Origin of the sequence: Pseudomonas sp. B21-019 (assembly GCF_024749225.1) — a bacterium.
In the GTDB taxonomy this organism is placed as follows: Bacteria; Pseudomonadota; Gammaproteobacteria; order Pseudomonadales; family Pseudomonadaceae; genus Aquipseudomonas.
Genome location: NZ_CP087193.1, coordinates 2,512,589 through 2,530,538 on the forward strand (window position 1 = coordinate 2,512,589; position 17,950 = coordinate 2,530,538).

A 17,950-nucleotide genomic window follows, 5' to 3' on the forward strand; every position below is an offset into this window, starting at 1 on the left:
TGATGAATGCGTTGGCTGATTTTGGGACCGCTGCGCGGTCCAGCGGGAGCAAGCTCCCTCGCCACAAGTGCTTCAGGGTCTGTATAGGTGCGCATGCCCCGCGCGATACAGCGACGATTCACTGAAGTGATCGCTGCCCAGCACTCGACCCACCAGAATCAGCGCCGTCCGGCGAAAACCCTTGGCCTGGACCTTCTGCGCAATGTCCGCAAGCGTTCCCACCACCCAATCCTGATCCGGCCAGGTCGCCCGGTGAATCACCGCGATCGGGCAATCGGCGCCGTAATGCGGCAGCAGTTCGGCAAGGATCTTCTCCAGATGATTGACCCCCAGGTGGATCGCCATGGTCGCCCCGTGCTGCGCCAGGCTGCCCAGCTCTTCGCCAGCCGGCATCGCGGTCTTGTCGGCGTAACGGGTCAGAATCACGCTCTGTGACACGTCCGGCAGGGTCAGTTCGGCACCCAAAAGGGCCGCGCAGGCGGCGGTGGCGGTAACGCCGGGAACAATTTCGAAAGGGATGTCGAGTTCACGCAAGTAGCGAATCTGCTCGCCGATCGCGCCGTACAGGCTCGGGTCGCCGGAGTGCACCCGGGCCACGTCCTGGCCGTTGGCGTGGGCGGTCTTGATCAGCTCGACGATATGTTCCAGGTGCAGTTCGGCGCTGTTGACCACCTGTTCGGCCCGGTGGCCTTCCAGCACGGCGGCGGGGACCAGGGAGCCGGCATAGATGATGACCGGGCAGCTACGAATCAGCCGCTGGCCTTTGACGGTGATCAGTTCCGGGTCGCCGGGGCCGGCGCCAATGAAGTAGACGGTCATCGTCGTTTCCTGTCAGAAATAGGGCCTGGACATGCTTCAGATGAAGAATGCTCATGATCGAGGGCGGGGATTATCGGGGATTTTACGCGGCGCTGGCCAATGCCAGGGTGGCCTGGGCGTATTTTTGTCGTGGAATCAGCAACTTTGCCGGTGCCTGGGCCAATTGTTCGGCCAGGGCCAGCGCGGCGCTTTCCGCCACGCCGTAGCAACCGGTGCGTTCAAACGCGATGTCCGAGTGGTGGCTCAGTTGTGCTTGATAGGTCGCCAATTGTTCGCTGCTGAAGTACATCAGCGGCAATGCCAGCTGTTCGGCCAGTTCGATCAGGCCAGGCTCTTCACGCTTCAGGTCGATGCTGGCCAGGGCCTTGATCTCACTGAGCCCGATTTGATGGGCCTGTAGCGCCTGATCGAGCAGCGCCCGCAACGTGCTGACGGGGCAGCCGCGCTGGCAGCCCAGGCCGACCACCAGGGTCGGCGCTGCGCTGACGTCAGTCATGCGGAGTAATGGCCATCGCTTTTGCGGCGGAACAACCAGGCGCTGATCAGGCCCAGGGCCAGCCAGAACGCCACGTTGGTCAACTGCGAAGCGATTTTGAATTGAGCTTCCAGGGCTTCCGGCGCCAGCATTGAATGGACTTCCGGTTGTGGTGCGCCAATTACATGCGGCACGGCCAGGATCGCCACGCCAAGGACTTTCATCAGCCAGTGACGGCTGAACACGATCAACGCGATGCCGACTGCCGTGGACGCGGCAGTGCCGATCCACCAGATTTGCCGTTGCGCCAGATCAGCCGCGGCAGTGCCCGGCAGCTCAGGTGGCAGGCCGAGAGTCGGAGCCAGCACGAATGTCGCATAACCGGCCAGGCCCCAGAGCAGGCCCTGAGAGGTTTTGGTCGGTGCGCGCAGGGTGTAAAGACCGGCGAGCATCAAGGCGAAACCGACTGCCACCACCAGGTTGCCGCCGGTAGTGGACAGCACGCGCTGCCAACCGTCTTCCGGTTCCCAGGCTTCGGCATCGTGGGTATGAGCGACTGCGCCCGCGGCGTGCTCGTGGATTTCAACAGCGGCCGGCTCGGATTTTTCATAGGTCTCGGCCTGCAAAATCAGCGGGGCGACCCAGAAGCTTTGCAGCAGGGTCAATAGCAGGGCGGCCAGCAGCCCGGTGAAACCTGCGGTTTGCGCAATACGCTTGATCATCTCAGCAGGTCTCAATGGCACGGAAAGGCGGAGCTGTGACGGGTATCGTGCGCGGCGTTGTGCACCGCTTCGATGTGCGAGAAACCGGCGAAATACACAAGGCACGCGCCAAGGATCGACGCACACACGGCAGCGGTCAGGCGTTGAGTCAGGGTTGTGGTGGTGCTGGCCGTTGCGTGGCCGGTGCTGCTGATGATCGACATGGCGCTTCCCTCTGGTCTGTCAGCGGGTGAATAGAGCGCATGAAAACCTCCGCACGCCAAGGGCTCGCAGAGATTTCGAACAGCGCCCGCCCACCGCGGGTTTGTTATTCAGTGAACGTAAAAGTCACTTTGTGTTGCGGGCCGGTCTCCGGGCTCGCGAGGGGCAGGGCTAACGCCTGAACCTGCAAGCATCACCTTCCCATGCCGTATGACCGGCACAGTGGATCTGACGCTTCACTCGCTTACCGTTGCGGGGGCAGCACCGGACTGACATGGCTTTAGAGTAAAGCACATGATTCACCGGTTTCCCGTTTCACCCTGTGAAGGGCACCCGTAACAAGGCGTGTAGGAGAGCATGGGCGGGTGCGGGGAGTCAATTGGCATGGGTTCTCAACTGACACCCAATACCTGTGGCGATCGCATTCTCCGACAAGACATTGACCCGCCCCCACACGATGCGTAGCCTTGCGCTTTCGAGGTTCTTCGGCGTCTGCCGAAGCTAAGAAGGGAACGCGGTCGATGCCGCGGCTGCCCCCGCAACTGTGAACGGTGATGTTCGCTGCCACGCCACTGCAAACCCTGTGCAACGGGCTCGCGGGAAGGCGCAGCGAATGCCAGGCTGACTCGCCCGGCACACCGTCAGCCAGGAGACCTGCCTCGACACAGATTCTCACTTTCAACCGGGCGGGGTGATCCGGTGGCGAACTCTTCAGGCATGCGCCCCCGCGTGCCGGTTGTCGTCCCGTATGCCCGCCACCTTGCCAAAGGGCATCCGATGAAAACACTGGCCAAACTCCCCGTCACCATCGTTACCGGCTTCCTCGGCTCGGGCAAAACCACCTTGCTGCGGCACATGCTCGACAACGCCCAGGGTCGTCGCATCGCGGTGATCGTCAACGAGTTCGGCGAGCTGGGCATCGACGGCGAGATCCTCAAGCAGTGCTCAATCGGCTGCACCGAAGAAGAGGCCAGCGGCCGCGTCTACGAACTGGCCAACGGCTGCCTGTGCTGCACCGTCCAGGAAGAATTCTTCCCGGTGATGCGCGAACTCGTTGCGCGTCGCGGCGACCTCGACCACATCCTCATCGAAACCTCGGGCCTGGCCCTGCCAAAGCCTTTGGTTCAAGCCTTCCAGTGGCCGGAAATCCGCAGTGCCTGCACCGTTGACGCGGTGATCACCGTGGTCGACAGCCCAGCCGTGGCCGCCGGCACCTTCGCGGCGTTCCCGGATCAAGTGGACGCCCAGCGCAAACTCGATCCGAACCTGGACCACGAGTCGCCACTGCACGAACTGTTCGCCGACCAACTGGCCAGCGCCGACCTGGTGATTCTCAACAAGGCCGACCTGATCAGCGCCACGGACCTGGCCCGCGTGCGCCTGGAAGTCGCCGAAGAGCTGCCGCCGGCGGTGAAAGTCATTGAAGCCAGCAGCGGTCGCCTGCCACTGGACGTGTTGATCGGCCTCGGCGCCGGTTCCGAAGAACACATCGACAGCCGCCACAGCCATCACGATCATCACCATGAAGGTGAAGACGATCATGATCACGACCATGACGCGTTTGACTCCATCTCCATCGAACTGCCACAAGCCGACGAAAGCCTGTTGATGGACGCGCTGACACAACTGGTGGTGCAGCACGGCATCCTGCGGGTCAAAGGTTTCGCAGCGGTGCCGAACAAGCCGATGCGCCTGCTGATTCAGGGCGTGGGCACGCGTTTCGACAAGCACTTCGACCGTCAGTGGGGCGCCGAGGAAGCGCGCACCACCCGTCTGGTGTTGATCGGTCAGGCGCTGGACGCCGTTCAACTCGAAGCGCAATTGCGCGCTGCGCTCAGCGTTTAACCCATGCACCTGCTCAGGACCCAGCCCGGCGGTTTCGTGTCGGATGACAACATTGCCGACCTTGGACAAACCCCCGCCGAGCTGGTGATCCTGTGCAGCGGCGATTCCAGTCTGGCGTTGCTCGCCGAGGCGGCGCAGCAGCTGCCCGACGATTACCCGAGCCTGCGTCTGGCTAACCCGATGCAGGTGCAGAATCACGCCTCGGTGGATCTCTACGTTGATGAGGTGTTGCGCCACGCCAAGGTGATTCTGATCTCACTGCACGGCGGCATCGCCTATTGGCGTTACGGCATCGAGCGTCTGGTGGAATTGTCCCAGCGCGGTGTGCAGTTGATTCTGGTGCCGGGCGACGATCGCCCGGACCCGGAACTCAGCGATCTGAGCACCGTGATCCCCGAAGACCGCGACCGGCTCTGGCACTTCCTGCGTCAGGGCGGCATGGCCAATGCGCTCGACCTGTTTCGCTGCCTCGCCAGTCGCTGGCTGGGCCGCGACTATCCATGGTCCGAGCCGCAAACCCTGCCACGCACCGCGATCTACCACCCACAAAAAAGCCCCGCGCACCTTCAGGATTGGCAAGCCGATTGGCAGGTCGATCAGCCAGTGGCGGCGGTGCTGTTTTACCGCTCGCACTTGCAGGCGGCGAACACCGGTTTCATCGATGTTTTCTGCCAGCGTTTGCAGGCGGCGGGGCTCAACCCGTTACCGATTGCGCTGGCCAGTCTGAAAGAGCCCGGCTGCCTGGCGGTGGTCGAGGACTGGCTGGACGAAGTCGAGGCGGGGGTGATTCTGAATACCACCGGTTTCGCCCAGTCCAGCCCTGAAGCGCCGCACCTGCGGCCGTTTCGTCGCAACATTCCGGTGATTCAGGCGATCTGCGCCCAGGACAACGAGCCCGGCTGGCTTGCCAGCGAGCAAGGCCTCGGTCCCCGTGACTTGGCGATGCACATTGCACTGCCGGAGCTGGACGGGCGAATCATCAGTCGGCCGATCAGCTTCAAGGATCTGGCGTGGCGCAGCGAGCGCAGTCAGTCCGATGTGGTTTGCTATCGACCGCAGCCTGAACGCATGGATTTTGTCGCTGAACTGGCGCGGCGCTGGATTGATCTGGCGCGGCTGCCCAACAGTGAAAAACGCATTGCCCTGATCCTCGCCAACTACCCGACTCGCGATGGACGCATCGGCAATGGCGTCGGTCTCGACACACCCGCCGCGGCGCTGAACATCCTGCGTGCACTGCATCAAGAAGGTTATCCGTTGCCGGCCGAGTTGCCGGACAGCGGCACCGCGCTGATCCAGCAACTGCTCGGTGGCGTCAGCAATGACCTGGACACTATCGATCAGCGCCCGTGTCAGCAAAGCCTGGCGCTGGACGATTACTTTTTGATGTTCAACGCGCTGCCCGAAGCCAATCGCGAGGCGGTGCTGCAACGTTGGGGCTCGCCTGAAAACGATCCGATGTTCCGTGGCGGGCGAATGATGATTGCCGGGTTGCGCTTCGGCCTGACCTTCGTCGGCATTCAACCGGCCCGGGGTTATCAGGTTGACCCGAGCGCGGTCTATCACGACCCGGACCTGGTGCCGCCCCACGGTTATCTGGCGTTCTACTTCTGGTTGCGCAACACCTACGGCGCCCACGGCGTGATCCACGTCGGCAAGCACGGCAACCTCGAATGGCTGCCGGGCAAGGGCGTCGGGTTATCTGAAAACTGCTGGCCCGACGCGCTGCTCGGACCGCTGCCGAACATCTATCCGTTCATCGTCAACGACCCGGGCGAGGGCGCCCAGGCCAAGCGCCGCACGCAAGCGGTGATCATCGATCACCTGATGCCACCGCTGACCCGCGCCGAAACCTACGGCCCACTGCGCAACCTTGAGTTGTTGGCTGACGAGTATTACGAAGCGCAGTTGCTCGATCCACGCCGCGCCCGGGAACTGCAACGCGACATTCTGCAACTGGTGCGCGACACGCACATTGATCGCGAACTGCAACTGGACGAGAAGCTCGACAGCGATGCCGACGCGGCGATCTGGTTGCCGCGCCTGGACACTTACCTGTGTGACTTGAAGGAATCGCAGATCCGCGATGGCCTGCACGTGTTTGGCGAGTCGCCGACCGGGCAATTGCGCATCGACACCTTATTGGCCTTGCTGCGCATTCCTCGCGGCGACGGCCGTGGCGCGCAATCGAGTTTGTTGCGGGCGCTGGCCAAAGCGTTCGAGTTGGGCTTCGATCCACTGGATTGCGTGTTGGCCGAGCCCTGGAACGGCCCTCGGCCGAATGCATTGCAAGCGGTCAGCGATGAGTTGTGGCGCACAGCGGGAGACACCCGTGAGCGTCTGGAACTGTTCGCCGCGCAACTAATTTCGCAGACGTTGAATGCCGAGCCTGGCCCGTGTGGGAGCGAACCTTTGTGGCGAGGGGGCTTGCCCCCGTTAGGTCGCGAAGCGGCCCCAAAAAACGGGACTGCTGCGCAGTCCAACGGGGGCAAGCCCCCTCGCCACAAGGCCCCTCACCACCTAGACCCGCTCCCACAGGAGGCAGATTGGTCCGAAGTGAGCGCGATCATCGACAGTTTGCGCGAGGTGGTTGCGCCACGCCTGGACGCCTGCGGTCCGGCGGAAATGCGTGGCCTGCTGGACGCCCTAAGCGGTCGATTCGTCCCGGCCGGGCCGAGCGGTGCACCGAGTCGCGGACGGCTGGACGTGTTGCCCACCGGGCGCAACTTCTATTCGGTGGACGTGCGCAACCTGCCGACCACCACGGCGTGGCGCATCGGTTTTCAATCCGCGAACCTGATTCTTGAACGGCACTTGCAGGATCACGGCGATCACTTGCGTCAGCTCGGCCTGTCGGTCTGGGGCACCGCGACCATGCGCACCGGCGGCGACGACATTGCCCAGGCCATGGCCTTGATGGGCGTGCGGCCGGTATGGGCGACGGGCAGTCAGCGGGTCGACGACTTCGAGATTCTGCCGTTGAGCCTGCTGGACCGGCCGCGGGTGGACGTGACCTTGCGCGTCTCCGGATTCTTCCGCGATGCCTTTGCCAACCTGATCCGGCTGTTCGACGCCGCCGTGCAAGCGGTCGCCGCGCTGGATGAGCCGGACGATCTCAACCCGTTGGCGGCCAAGGTTCGTGCCGAGCGCGAAGCGTTGTTGACGTCCGGTCTGGATGAAGAGGCGGCCAGGCGGCAGGCCGGCTGGCGGATCTTCGGGGCCAAACCGGGTGCTTACGGTGCCGGCGTGCAGGGCGCCATCGACGGTCGTTTGTGGCAAAGCCGCGAAGACCTGGCCGAGGTTTACCTGAACTGGGGCGGCTACGCTTACGGCGGCTCCGATGAAGGCACCGCCGCCCGCGAACAGTTCGCCCAGCGTCTGAGCCAGGTGCAGGCCGTGCTGCAAAACCAGGACAACCGCGAGCACGACTTGCTCGATTCCAACGACTATTACCAGTTCCAGGGCGGCATGCTGGCGGCCGTCGAAAGCCTTAGCGGTGCAGCGGCGGCGAGTTATCACGGTGACCACAGTCAGCCGGACTTGCCGAAGGTCCGCACATTGAAGGAAGAGCTGAACCGGGTGATCCGTTCCCGGGCGGCCAATCCGAAATGGATCGACGGGGTCAAGCGTCATGGCTATAAAGGCGCGTTCGAACTGGCGGCGACGGTCGATAACCTGTTTGCGTTCGACGCCACCACGCGGCTGATCGACGATCACCAGTATGCGTTGCTGGCGGACGCCTATTTGCTTGATCCGGCGACCCGGGAGTTTGTTCGCGAACACAATCCCCACGCCTTGCGCGATATGACCGAGCGCCTGCTCGAAGCGCAGCAACGGGGGATGTGGCAGGAACCGGGTGAATACCGCGAGGCGCTGGAGAATTTGTTGCTGGATATAGAAGAAGACAGTTAGCCGGTGAGCAAAGGAAATTTGTGGCGAAGGGGGCTGTGGCGAGGGGGCTTGCCCCCGTTGGGTCGCGAAGCGGCCCCCGCTTTTGCCTCTGTTTACACCGAGTTGCCCGGTTTTACGACTGCTTCGCAGCCGAACGGGGCGATGCGGCGTTCCGACAAGCCCCCTCGCCACAATGTAATCTCTGACCACAAGCGAGACCCGACATGACCGACACCCCCCATTTCCCGCTCTCCGCCGTGGTCGGCGCCGATGACTTGAAGCTCGCCCTGTACCTGACCGCCATCGACCCGAAAATCGGTGGTGTGCTGATCGAAGGCCCGCGCGGCATGGCCAAGTCGACCCTGGCCCGAGGCTTGGCGGACCTGCTGGCCAGTGGTCAATTCGTCACCTTGCCCTTGGGCGCCACCGAAGAACGGCTGGTCGGCACCCTCGATCTCGACGCGGCCTTGAGCGAAGGGCGCGCACAGTTTTCTCCGGGTGTATTGGCCAAGGCCGACGGCGGTGTGCTCTACGTCGATGAAGTGAACTTGCTGCCCGATCACCTCGTGGACCTGCTGCTCGACGTGGCCGCCAGCGGCACCAACCTGATCGAGCGTGACGGGATTTCCCATCGGCATTCGGCGAAGTTTGTGCTGATCGGCACCATGAACCCGGAAGAGGGCGAACTGCGCCCGCAACTGCTCGACCGCTTTGGTCTGAACGTCGCCCTCAGCGGCCATACCGCACCCACCGAGCGCGGCCAGATCATCCGTCGTCGACTGGATTTCGACAGCGATCCGCAAGGGTTCTGCGCCGAGTGGGAAAGTCAGCAACATACACTGCGCGAGCGTTGCCAGAAGGCGCGTGCGGCCCTGGCGAGTATCCCTCTCGACGATGCCGCATTGGCGCAGATCACCGAGCGCTGCTTTGCTGCCGGCGTCGACGGCTTGCGGGCCGATCTGGTCTGGCTGCGCGCGGCGCGGGCACATGCTGCCTGGCGTGGCGCGAACGCCATTGCCGAAGAAGATATCGACGCGGTCGCCGAATTTGCCTTGCGTCATCGTCGTCGGGAGCATTCGACCTCTGCGCCGCAACATTCCCAAGCGCCACAGCAATCCCCTGCGCAAACCCCCAACCCGAACGAAGGTCAGGGCCAGTGGGGCGAAATGCCCGCCCAGGCGCTGCCGGTCGGTGCTCGACGTGAAGTGCCGAGCTGGCCAAAAAAGCCCTAGGCATTCGCCCTCGATCAGACGCGGGGGCGAATGCCAGACCCCGCGCAGGCCGGCTGGATCACGGTAAACAGGGCAAGCGTCACGCCGCCCCCAGCGGATCGGTCAACTGGCCCGGCACCTTGCTCAACGGCCGACCGCATCAACGCGATGATCTATTGTTCCATCTGCGGACCCGCACCCCGCATGAACTGTGGCTGGTGATCGTCGATGCCTCGGCCTCGACCCGGCGCCATCAGGCGTTGAGCGATGCCAAGGGCTTGCTGGCACAACTGTTCGACGATGCCTATCGACAGCGCGCACGTATGGCTTTGCTGACCGCCAGCGGTCACTTGCCGAAGTGGCAGGTGCAGGGGTTGAAAGCTTCTGCGGGCTTACGCGATTGGCTCGAGGGATTGGGCGCCGGCGGCGGGACGCCGATGCTGGCGGCGCTGGGCGAGGCAGGGCACTGGCTGGCGGCACGGCAAAAGCGTTTTCCGGCCGAGCAGCAGCGGCTGTTGCTAGTGACAGATGGACGGTTGAAGGAATGGTCGACATTGCCGACGCTGGATTGCCCGGGGTTGCTGATCGACATCGAGCGCGGGCCGATTCGGCTCGGGCGGGCAAAGGTGTTGGCAGCGCAGTTACAGGTTGATTATCGACATATCGATGAGCTGATTTCAGGTTGAGTTTTGTGCTGACAGTGCTGGCCCCATCGCATCGCTGCCCTATGCTCTGTAAGCAAACCCATCACAGGAGTGACCCATGCGCGTTCTAGCCCGCAACGATCAGGACGATTTCCGCGTCAAAGCCTACGCCGGCACCAACGGTGTGCTGCTGGCCATCGACCTGGCCGAACCCCGCCGTAAAGGCCTGCTGGGGTTTGCCATCGAAAAACAGCAAGGCGACAAACCCTGGCTGTTTCTGTTCAACAGCCTGACCTTTCCCGGCAAGGATCATACGTTCCCCCAGTTTCACGCCACCCCCAGCGATGCCGCGCCTTTGCAGAAATTTCGCTGGGCCGATTACGCGGTCAATCCGGGTGTGACGATCCATTATCGGGTTCACCTGGCCTATGGCACTGCCGATGCGCCACAGTTGGGTGAAAGCCTGGAAGTGACGGTCACCACGGACAATGGCCTGCCCAAGGGGCAGAACGTGATTTTCAACCGGGCAGTGGCTGCCAGTCAGGCGTTCCAGCGCAAATTCGCCGACCTCGATGCGCTGCTCAGCGTCAACAAGACACTGCCCATCGAAGAATGGCCCGACGCGCCACGGCAATGGCTGGAAAATGGTCTGCTCGCACGCCTGCTCGGGTTTATCGAACGTGCCGTGGATGGCCACTGGGCGCTGGACATCGCGATCTATGAATACCAGCTGCAGGCGATCGTCGATGCGGTGAACGCCGCCTTCGAGCGTGGCGTAAAGGTTCGGGTCCTGTACCACGCCCAACCTGGCGAAGACACCACGGCGCTGAACGAAGCCAGCCTGGAAAAAATCCCGGCGGCGAACAAGCGCGGGCGAGTCACCCACAATATCTTTCACGATAAGTTCATGGTCCTGAGCCGGCTCGATGCGGCGGGGCAGCATCAGCCCGAAGCGGTACTCTGCGGCAGTACCAACTTCACTGCCAACGGCGTCTACCGTCAGGCCAATGTCGTGCATGTGCTGGACGACGCTCGGATCGGCGCCACTTACCTGCAAACCTTCGAGCAGGTCTGGGCCACGCCGGCGGACGTCGGCGCCACGCGGGACTGGCTCACGGAACACAATCCGATGCAGCCTGACCAGCCGCTGTTCGCCGGCTTTTCACCGCGCTCAGGCGAGGGCGACTTGAGTGAGTTCATCAAGATCATCAACGCCGCCAAAAAAGACCTGCTGTTTGTCACGGCATTCACCTTGCCGGACAAAATACTCAACGCGCTGCTCGGCCAACCCCACGACGACATATTGCGTTACGGCCTGCAAAACACGGTCAGCAGCATCACCGGTTTCCACGCCGACCGCACCGCTGAATTCGCCGCCACCGCGTTGCTCAACACCGGCCTTGAAGGCTGGCTCAAGGAAAACATGAAAGGCCAGAAGGGCAACCTGCTGGTGCACACCAAAGCCATCGTCGTCGACTTCACCAGCGACTCACCGACCATCATCAGCGGCAGCCACAACCTCAGTGACGCAGCCAGCAATGGCAACGACGAGAACTACCTGATCATCCGTGGCGACACCGACCTGGCCGACCGTTACGGGCTGGAACTACTGCGCTTCTACGAGCATTACCGGTTCCGCTACTTTGCAAAGAAACTGCAACTCAAGCAGGTCCGGCCGTTGGCGGCGGATGACAGCTGGACCGATGACTATTACCGCGAGGGCGACCTGCGGATGTTATCGCGGCTGCGCTTTTCCGGACGATAAACACGCTGGCGATTCCCTGTGGGAGATTCTTTGTGGCGAGGGGGCTTGCCCCCGTTGGGGTGCGAAGCGCCCCTAAAACCAGTCGCTACGATCTTGAATCCGAAGACGGTGACTGGGTTTACGATCGCTTCGCAATCGAACGGGGGCAAGCCCCCTCGCCACAATGGCCCCCACAGGTTTCTTCGGTTATTTGCCCATTGCCTGGCGGTACTGGCGGGTACGCCGGGCGATGTACAACCGGTCGAGGATCAATGCCCATACCGCCGAAACCTGCGGCCTGGGCGTGCGCCCGCGGCTTAATCGATGGAGCTGAAACTTCACCACGGCCATGTTCGCCAGCGACGCCAGGGCTTTGCGTTTCCAGCGAATCGGTGGCAACTGCGGGTGGCTGTTCTGGCCTTCACGCCAGCGTTTGACCAGCTGCGGTTCGATGGCCAGTGCCGTGCCGATACCGGCCATGGCGACGCCACTGTCGAGCACCTGTTCGACGATTGCCAGCCGACGAATTCCCCCTGTCACCATCACTGGCATGTGCGCCACACCGGCCAGTTCGCTGGCCATTTCCAGAAAGTACGCTTCTCGCGCCAGGGTCCGACCGTCGCGAGCCTCGCCTTGCATGGCCGGTGCTTCGTAGCTGCCGCCGGAGAGCTCGAGCAAATCGATCTGTTGCTCGTTGAGCCACTGGATCACTTGCCGGGCGTCATCGGCGTCGAAACCGCCGCGCTGGAAGTCCGCGGAATTGAGCTTCACCGCCACGCAAAACTGCGGCGACACCGACTTGCGAACAGCGCCGAGCACTTCCAGCAGCAAACGCGCACGGTTTTCCAGAGAGCCCCCCCAGCGGTCGGTGCGGCGATTGGTCAACGGCGACAGAAACTGGCTGAGCAGATAACCGTGCGCGGCATGAATCTGCACCCCGGTGAAACCGGCCTTTTCCGCCAGGGCGGCGCTGGTGGCGAAGCGTTGAATGACTTCTGCAATGTCGTCCTCGCCCATCGGTTTGGGCTCGGCAAACATCTTCGAAAACCCGCCCAGGTCCAGCGCTACCGCCGAGGGGGCCAAGGCCTGCTGGCCGAGGTTGGCCATGGTCTGGCGCCCGGGATGATTGAGTTGCATCCAGAACTGCGCGCCACTGGCCCGGCCGATGGTTGCCCACTGACGAAAGCGTTCCAGGTGTCGCTCGTCTTCCAGCACCACGCCACCGGGGCCGGTCATGGCACGGCGGTCGATCATCACATTGCCGGTCAGCAACAGCCCGGCCTCACCGTCAGCCCAGGCTTGATACAACCGAAACAACTCGCCGGAAGGTGCCTGCCCGGTATCGGCGAGGTTCTCTTCCATCGCGGCTTTGGCGATGCGATTACCGATGGTCTGGCCGTTGGGCAAATTCAATGTTTGGAAGGGCGACATACTTGACTCCTCATCAGTGATGAGTAGAGGCTAAGCTTAAAGTTAACTTTAATGTCAAGCGTGCAAATGAGGCCGTGATGAAGATTGGTGAGTTGGCGCAACTGAGCGGGTTAAACGCTTCGCGCATTCGGTTTTACGAGGCCCAGGGGCTGATCCGTCAGGTCGAGCGTCAGACCAACGGTTATCGGCGTTATCCGCCGCAAATACTGCAAACCCTGAAAATCATCCAATGCGCCCAACAGGCCGGTTTCAGCCTGGAAGAGCTGAAGCTGCTGTTACCGGATGCCGCGACGGGGGAGTTCAAGCACGACGAACTGGTGGCGGGTCTTGAGCGCAAGGTCGAGCAGATCGAAGAGATGCAACTGCACCTGGCCCAGAGCAAGGCGCGGTTGCTGGAAGTGATCGAGAGCATCCAGGCGCGACCCGAGGGCATGGGGTGCGGTGCGAATGCCGAGCGGGTATTGGCATCGCTCAAGCAGTAGCGGTGGCGCGGTATGTTGATCGAATCAGGAGTCGGGTGAATTCCAAAAGATCGCAGCCTGCGGCAGCTCCTACGGGAGATCGGCGTACGCCAGTAGGAGCTGCCGCAGGCTGCGATCTTTTGATCTGACGGCTCAAACAGCACTCATCAAACGCAAGTTCAACAGCTCCCGAGCCCGGGGCGCAGTGCATAATCTGCTGAGGGTCTTCTGCAACCATTGCAAGTCCCGGCGAGGTTTGCGGGCAACCTGCTTGGGCCTGAGCTTGCCGATGTGTTTTTTGAAGTTTTCTTCCAGGGTTTCCGGGGCTCCAATGCCCTTGAGCTTCTTCAACAGCTTCCCCTCCTTGTAGAACAGCACCGTCGGTGTGCCGGTGACTTTTGGATGCCGAGGGGACTTGCTCGTATCCAGCACATAGATGCACGCGTGATCTTTGTACCGCTCGGCAATTTCACGGAAAACCGGCTCGGCCCATTCGCAGGCGGGACAGTGGTCGGTGCCGAAATACAGAATCACCGGGCGCCAGGTGTTGAGCGCTTTGCGGTAGGCCGGATCCAATAGCTGGGTGGAAATCGAACGCATTGAAATCTCCTTTTCAAAGGCTATCGAAGGCCTGTTGACGTTAAAGGAGGCGAGCGGGTGGGTCTACTGTCAGAAATTACAGGTGCGCTCTGCTTCTTTTTGACCTGCAATGCACTGCAATGTGGCTCAACCACACACAGCCTGTAGCCAACGGTAGCGCTCATTCAGTCGCTCATTTCGTAACACCTTCTTCGCACCTGTGTGCATCCATTTGATTCAAATCACTTTTCAATCCCCCGAGATTCCGCCCACAACCTGTGGCACACTTTCTGCTGTCTATTCCGTTGTTACATACCAAGTTCCGGTATAGCGGAATAAACACAGCCCTGGAGTGCTTGCCATGCATCGCCGACTTTCCTTGTTTAAAGCGTGTGTTTTCGTTCTCGCGGCTTCGGCCGCTGCCGTGGGTGTCGCTCAAGCGGCAGACAGCAAGCTCGACAGCGTACTGGCCCGTGGCAAATTGATCGTGGGCACGGGCAGTACCAATGCGCCGTGGCACTTCCAGGGAGCGGACGGCAAGTTGCAGGGTTTTGATATCGATATCGCGCGGATGGTGGCCAAGGGGTTGTTCAACGATCCGAGCAAGGTCGAGTTCGTCGTGCAGTCGTCCGATGCGCGGATTCCGAACCTGCTGACCGACAAGGTCGATATGAGTTGCCAGTTCATCACCGTGACCGCCAGCCGGGCCCAACAGGTCGCGTTCACGCTGCCGTACTACCGCGAAGGTGTTGGCCTGTTGCTGCCGGCCAACAGCAAGTACAAGGAAATCGAAGACCTCAAGGCCGCCGCAGACGGTGTGACCGTGGCAGTGCTGCAGAACGTGTACGCCGAAGAACTGGTGCATCAGGCGCTGCCCAAGGCCAAAGTCGATCAGTACGACAGCGTGGATCTGATGTATCAGGCGGTGAACTCCGGCCGTGCCGACGCGGCTGCCACCGATCAGTCGTCGGTGAAATACCTGATGGTGCAGAACCCTGGCCGTTATCGCAGCCCGACCTACGCCTGGAGCCCGCAAACCTACGCCTGTGCGGTCAAACGCGGCGATCAGGACTGGCTGAACTTCGTCAACACCGTGCTGCATGAAGGCATGACCGGCGTTGAATTCCCGACGTACGCAGCCTCCTTCAAACAATGGTTCGGTGTCGACCTGCCGACTCCTGCAATCGGTTTCCCAGTCGAATTCAAATGATCCCGTGAGAGCGGGGCGGTGATAAATCGCCCCGCTCAAGGTACTGCTGACCATGAACTATCAGTTGAATTTTGCCGCCGTGTGGCGCGACTTCGACACCTTGCTGGCGGGGCTCGGCCTGGGCCTTGAGCTGGCGCTGGTGTCGATCGCCATCGGCTGCGTGATCGGCCTGCTGATGGCGTTTGCTTTGCTGTCGAAGCACCGCGCATTGCGGGGGCTGGCGTCGGTGTATGTGACGGTGATCCGTAATACGCCGATTCTGGTGTTGATTCTGTTGATCTACTTCGCGCTGCCGAGCCTGGGGATTCGTCTGGACAAGATCCCCTCGTTCATCATCACCCTGTCGCTGTATGCCGGGGCGTACCTGACCGAAGTGTTTCGTGGGGGGCTGTTGAGCATTCCCAAGGGGCTGCGTGAAGCCGGGTTGGCGATCGGCTTGGGCGAGTGGCAGGTCAAGGCGTACGTCACCGTGCCGGTGATGCTGCGCAATGTGTTGCCGGCGCTGTCGAACAACTTCATTTCGCTGTTCAAGGACACCTCGCTGGCGGCGGCGATTGCCGTGCCGGAGCTGACCTATTATGCGCGCAAGATCAATGTCGAGAGCTACCGGGTGATTGAAACCTGGCTGGTGACCACAGCGCTCTATGTTGCGGCCTGTTACCTCATTGCCATGATGCTGCGTTACCTCGAACAGCGTCTGGCGATTCGCCGTTAGGAGGCCCCATGTACGAATCCCCCAGTTGGTTGCATGAGTTATGGGTGGCCCGGGATGTCCTGTGGCAGGGCTTCCTGACCAGTGTGCAGTGCTCGGGCCTGGCGATTTTGCTGGGCACGCTGGTCGGCATCGTCGCCGGCCTGGTACTCACCTACGGCACGTTCTGGATGCGCGCGCCGTTCCGGTTCTACGTCGACATCATTCGCGGCACGCCGGTGTTTGTATTGGTACTGGCCTGCTTCTACATGGCGCCGGCACTGGGCTGGCAGATCAGCGCCTTCGGGGCAGGCACTTTGGGCCTGACGCTGTTTTGCGGTTCCCATGTCGCCGAGATCGTGCGCGGTGCGTTGCAAGCGCTGCCCAGCGGCCAGATGGAAGCGAGCAAGGCCATCGGCCTGACGTTTTACCAGGCGCTGGGCTATGTGTTGTTACCCCAGGCGTTGCGGCAGATTTTGCCGACCTGGGTCAACTCGTCCACCGAGATCGTCAAGGCGTCGACCTTGTTGTCGGTGATCGGCGTCGCCGAGCTGCTGCTCAGCACTCAACAGATCATCGCCCGGACCTTCATGACCCTGGAGTTTTACCTGTTCGCCGGATTGCTGTTTTTCGTCATCAACTACGCCATCGAATTACTCGGCCGGCACATTGAAAAGCGGGTGGCCTTGCCATGACACAAGCTCAAGTTTCGACCCAGAACCAAGCGCTGCTGGACATCCGCGGCCTGCACAAACAATACGGCCAGCTCGAAGTGCTCAAGGGCGTCGACCTGACCATGCAGCGCGGCAATGTGGTCACGCTGATCGGCTCCAGCGGCTCGGGCAAGACCACGCTGTTGCGCTGCGTGAACATGCTCGAGGAGTTCCAGGGCGGGCAGATTCTGCTCGACGGTGAATCCATCGGCTATGACGAGGTCAACGGCAAGCGCGTGCGTCACCCGGAAAAAGTCATCGCCCGCCATCGCGCCATGACCGGCATGGCCTTCCAGCAATTCAATCTGTTCCCGCACCTGACAGCATTGCAGAACGTTACCCTCGGTTTACTCAAGGTGAAAAAGCTGCACAAGGATGAGGCGGTGGCGCTGGCGGAAAAATGGCTGGAGCGGGTTGGCCTGCTGGAACGCCGCGATCATTACCCCGGTCAGTTGTCCGGTGGTCAGCAACAGCGCGTGGCGATTGCCCGGGCGATTGCGATGAACCCGAGTTTGATGCTGTTCGATGAAGTCACCTCGGCCCTCGATCCGGAACTGGTGGGCGAAGTGCTGAACGTGATCAAGGGCCTGGCCGAAGATGGCATGACCATGCTGCTGGTGACCCACGAAATGCGCTTTGCCTTCGAGGTCTCGGACAAGATCGTATTCATGAATCAGGGGCGGATCGAAGAGCAGGGGCCGCCCAAGGAATTGTTCGAGCGCCCGCAGTCGCCGCGACTGGCGGAGTTTCTCAAGAGCACCCGCTTTTAAGCCTTCATTTTTTAATCAGGAGAAACACCCATGAGCATTACTCGTTACGGCACCGGTAGCACCGCCGGTGGCGGCCAGCCCCGTCCTTTTGCCCGCGCCGTCGAAGCCGATGGCTGGCTGCACGTGTCCGGCCAAGTGCCGGCGGTGGATGGTGAAATCATCGTGGGCGGGATTGTCGAGCAGACTCACCAGACCATGAAAAACCTGATCGCGATTCTGCAAGAGGCCGGTTACGGGCTCGAAGATGTGGTGCGCACGGGCGTGTGGCTGGAAGACCCGCGGGATTTCTGGAGTTTCAACAAGGTGTTTTCCGAGTACTTCAAAAGCGAACACGCCCCGGCCCGGGCCTGCGTGCAGGCGAACATGATGGTCGATTGCAAGGTCGAGATTGATTGCATTGCGTACAAGAAAAAGGCCTGAACCGAGGGCGCGGCTGATTGGCCCTTGTAGGAGCTGCCGAAGGCTGCGATCTTTTGGCGTTTTGGGAGCGTTACAAGGGCAAGATCAAAAGATCGCAGCCTGCGGCAGCTCCTACGGGCGAAT

Annotated in this window: 17 protein-coding genes and 2 riboswitches; of the genes, 11 read left to right on the forward strand and 6 right to left on the reverse strand. The window is 61.6% G+C overall.

The features are described 5' to 3' along the window. Window positions 1-72: 72 nt before the first annotated feature. From cobM to LOY36_RS11390, 4 genes are all read right to left on the reverse strand, one after another. Window positions 73-819, reverse strand: coding sequence for a precorrin-4 C(11)-methyltransferase (gene cobM / locus LOY36_RS11375; RefSeq protein ID WP_258673553.1), 747 nt, complete (start codon window positions 817-819; stop codon window positions 73-75). Between the two features lie 82 nt (window positions 820-901). After that, window positions 902-1,315, reverse strand: a complete 414-nt coding sequence (locus LOY36_RS11380; RefSeq protein WP_019649185.1) for a cobalamin biosynthesis protein — start codon at window positions 1,313-1,315, stop codon at window positions 902-904. Further along, window positions 1,312-2,016 carry a CbtA family protein gene (locus LOY36_RS11385; protein ID WP_019649184.1) on the reverse strand — a complete coding sequence of 235 codons (705 nt, stop codon included), beginning with the start codon at window positions 2,014-2,016 and terminating at the stop codon, window positions 1,312-1,314. Before LOY36_RS11385 ends, LOY36_RS11380 begins: the two co-directional genes overlap by 4 nt. A gap of 11 nt (window positions 2,017-2,027) precedes the next feature. Then, a complete protein-coding gene (locus LOY36_RS11390) occupies window positions 2,028-2,219 on the reverse strand; it encodes a CbtB-domain containing protein (RefSeq protein WP_019649183.1) in 192 nt (63 codons plus the stop codon). A 121-nt stretch (window positions 2,220-2,340) separates the two neighbouring features. Then, window positions 2,341-2,569, reverse strand: a riboswitch (cobalamin riboswitch). A 109-nt stretch (window positions 2,570-2,678) separates the two neighbouring features. Beyond that, a riboswitch (cobalamin riboswitch) is annotated at window positions 2,679-2,894 on the forward strand. A 100-nt stretch (window positions 2,895-2,994) separates the two neighbouring features. On the opposite strand from LOY36_RS11390, the gene cobW reads away from it, so the two are divergent. The 5 genes from cobW to LOY36_RS11415 all read left to right on the forward strand — a co-directional run bounded on the left by cobW (window position 2,995) and on the right by LOY36_RS11415 (window position 11,573). After that, a complete protein-coding gene (cobW, locus tag LOY36_RS11395; protein WP_309475238.1) occupies window positions 2,995-4,062 on the forward strand; it encodes a cobalamin biosynthesis protein CobW in 1,068 nt (355 codons plus the stop codon). A gap of 3 nt (window positions 4,063-4,065) precedes the next feature. Then, entirely contained in the window at window positions 4,066-7,974 is a 3,909-nt protein-coding gene (gene cobN, locus LOY36_RS11400; protein WP_258673557.1) for a cobaltochelatase subunit CobN, read from the forward strand. A 203-nt stretch (window positions 7,975-8,177) separates the two neighbouring features. Then, window positions 8,178-9,185: an ATP-binding protein gene (locus tag LOY36_RS11405; protein ID WP_258673559.1), complete on the forward strand. Its 1,008-nt coding sequence runs from the start codon at window positions 8,178-8,180 to the stop codon at window positions 9,183-9,185. A 119-nt stretch (window positions 9,186-9,304) separates the two neighbouring features. Beyond that, on the forward strand, window positions 9,305-9,850 hold the full coding sequence (locus LOY36_RS11410; protein WP_258673562.1) for a VWA domain-containing protein: 546 nt from the start codon (window positions 9,305-9,307) through the stop codon (window positions 9,848-9,850). A gap of 76 nt (window positions 9,851-9,926) precedes the next feature. Further along, a complete protein-coding gene (locus LOY36_RS11415; protein WP_258673566.1) occupies window positions 9,927-11,573 on the forward strand; it encodes a phospholipase D-like domain-containing protein in 1,647 nt (548 codons plus the stop codon). Between the two features lie 186 nt (window positions 11,574-11,759). Here LOY36_RS11415 and LOY36_RS11420 read toward each other — a convergent pair whose 3' ends face one another. Continuing rightward, window positions 11,760-12,983, reverse strand: coding sequence for an NADH:flavin oxidoreductase/NADH oxidase family protein (locus LOY36_RS11420; RefSeq protein ID WP_258673568.1), 1,224 nt, complete (start codon window positions 12,981-12,983; stop codon window positions 11,760-11,762). A 77-nt stretch (window positions 12,984-13,060) separates the two neighbouring features. On the opposite strand from LOY36_RS11420, the gene LOY36_RS11425 reads away from it, so the two are divergent. After that, the gene (locus tag LOY36_RS11425; protein WP_019649176.1) at window positions 13,061-13,465 is read left to right on the forward strand and encodes a MerR family transcriptional regulator; all 405 of its coding nucleotides are present in this window, start codon (window positions 13,061-13,063) and stop codon (window positions 13,463-13,465) included. Window positions 13,466-13,597: 132 nt separating this feature from the next. Here the strand turns inward: LOY36_RS11425 and LOY36_RS11430 are convergent, their stop codons facing one another. Then, the gene (locus LOY36_RS11430; RefSeq protein WP_258673572.1) at window positions 13,598-14,044 is read right to left on the reverse strand and encodes a thioredoxin family protein; all 447 of its coding nucleotides are present in this window, start codon (window positions 14,042-14,044) and stop codon (window positions 13,598-13,600) included. A 340-nt stretch (window positions 14,045-14,384) separates the two neighbouring features. Between LOY36_RS11430 and LOY36_RS11435 the strand changes: the two genes are divergently transcribed. The 5 genes from LOY36_RS11435 to LOY36_RS11455 are packed head-to-tail and all read left to right on the forward strand — an operon-like array spanning window position 14,385 to window position 17,827. Further along, window positions 14,385-15,233: a transporter substrate-binding domain-containing protein gene (locus LOY36_RS11435; RefSeq protein ID WP_258673576.1), complete on the forward strand. Its 849-nt coding sequence runs from the start codon at window positions 14,385-14,387 to the stop codon at window positions 15,231-15,233. 52 nt (window positions 15,234-15,285) lie between these two features. Further along, the gene (locus LOY36_RS11440) at window positions 15,286-15,948 is read left to right on the forward strand and encodes an amino acid ABC transporter permease (RefSeq protein ID WP_019649174.1); all 663 of its coding nucleotides are present in this window, start codon (window positions 15,286-15,288) and stop codon (window positions 15,946-15,948) included. Window positions 15,949-15,956: 8 nt separating this feature from the next. Beyond that, complete coding sequence (locus tag LOY36_RS11445) at window positions 15,957-16,619, forward strand: amino acid ABC transporter permease (RefSeq protein WP_018927656.1); 663 nt, start codon at window positions 15,957-15,959, stop codon at window positions 16,617-16,619. Next, window positions 16,616-17,407, forward strand: a complete 792-nt coding sequence (locus LOY36_RS11450) for an amino acid ABC transporter ATP-binding protein (RefSeq protein WP_019578494.1) — start codon at window positions 16,616-16,618, stop codon at window positions 17,405-17,407. The genes LOY36_RS11445 and LOY36_RS11450 overlap by 4 nt, the downstream gene beginning before the upstream one ends. 30 nt (window positions 17,408-17,437) lie before the next feature. Continuing rightward, the gene (locus tag LOY36_RS11455; protein WP_019649173.1) at window positions 17,438-17,827 is read left to right on the forward strand and encodes a RidA family protein; all 390 of its coding nucleotides are present in this window, start codon (window positions 17,438-17,440) and stop codon (window positions 17,825-17,827) included. Window positions 17,828-17,950 lie beyond the last annotated feature (123 nt).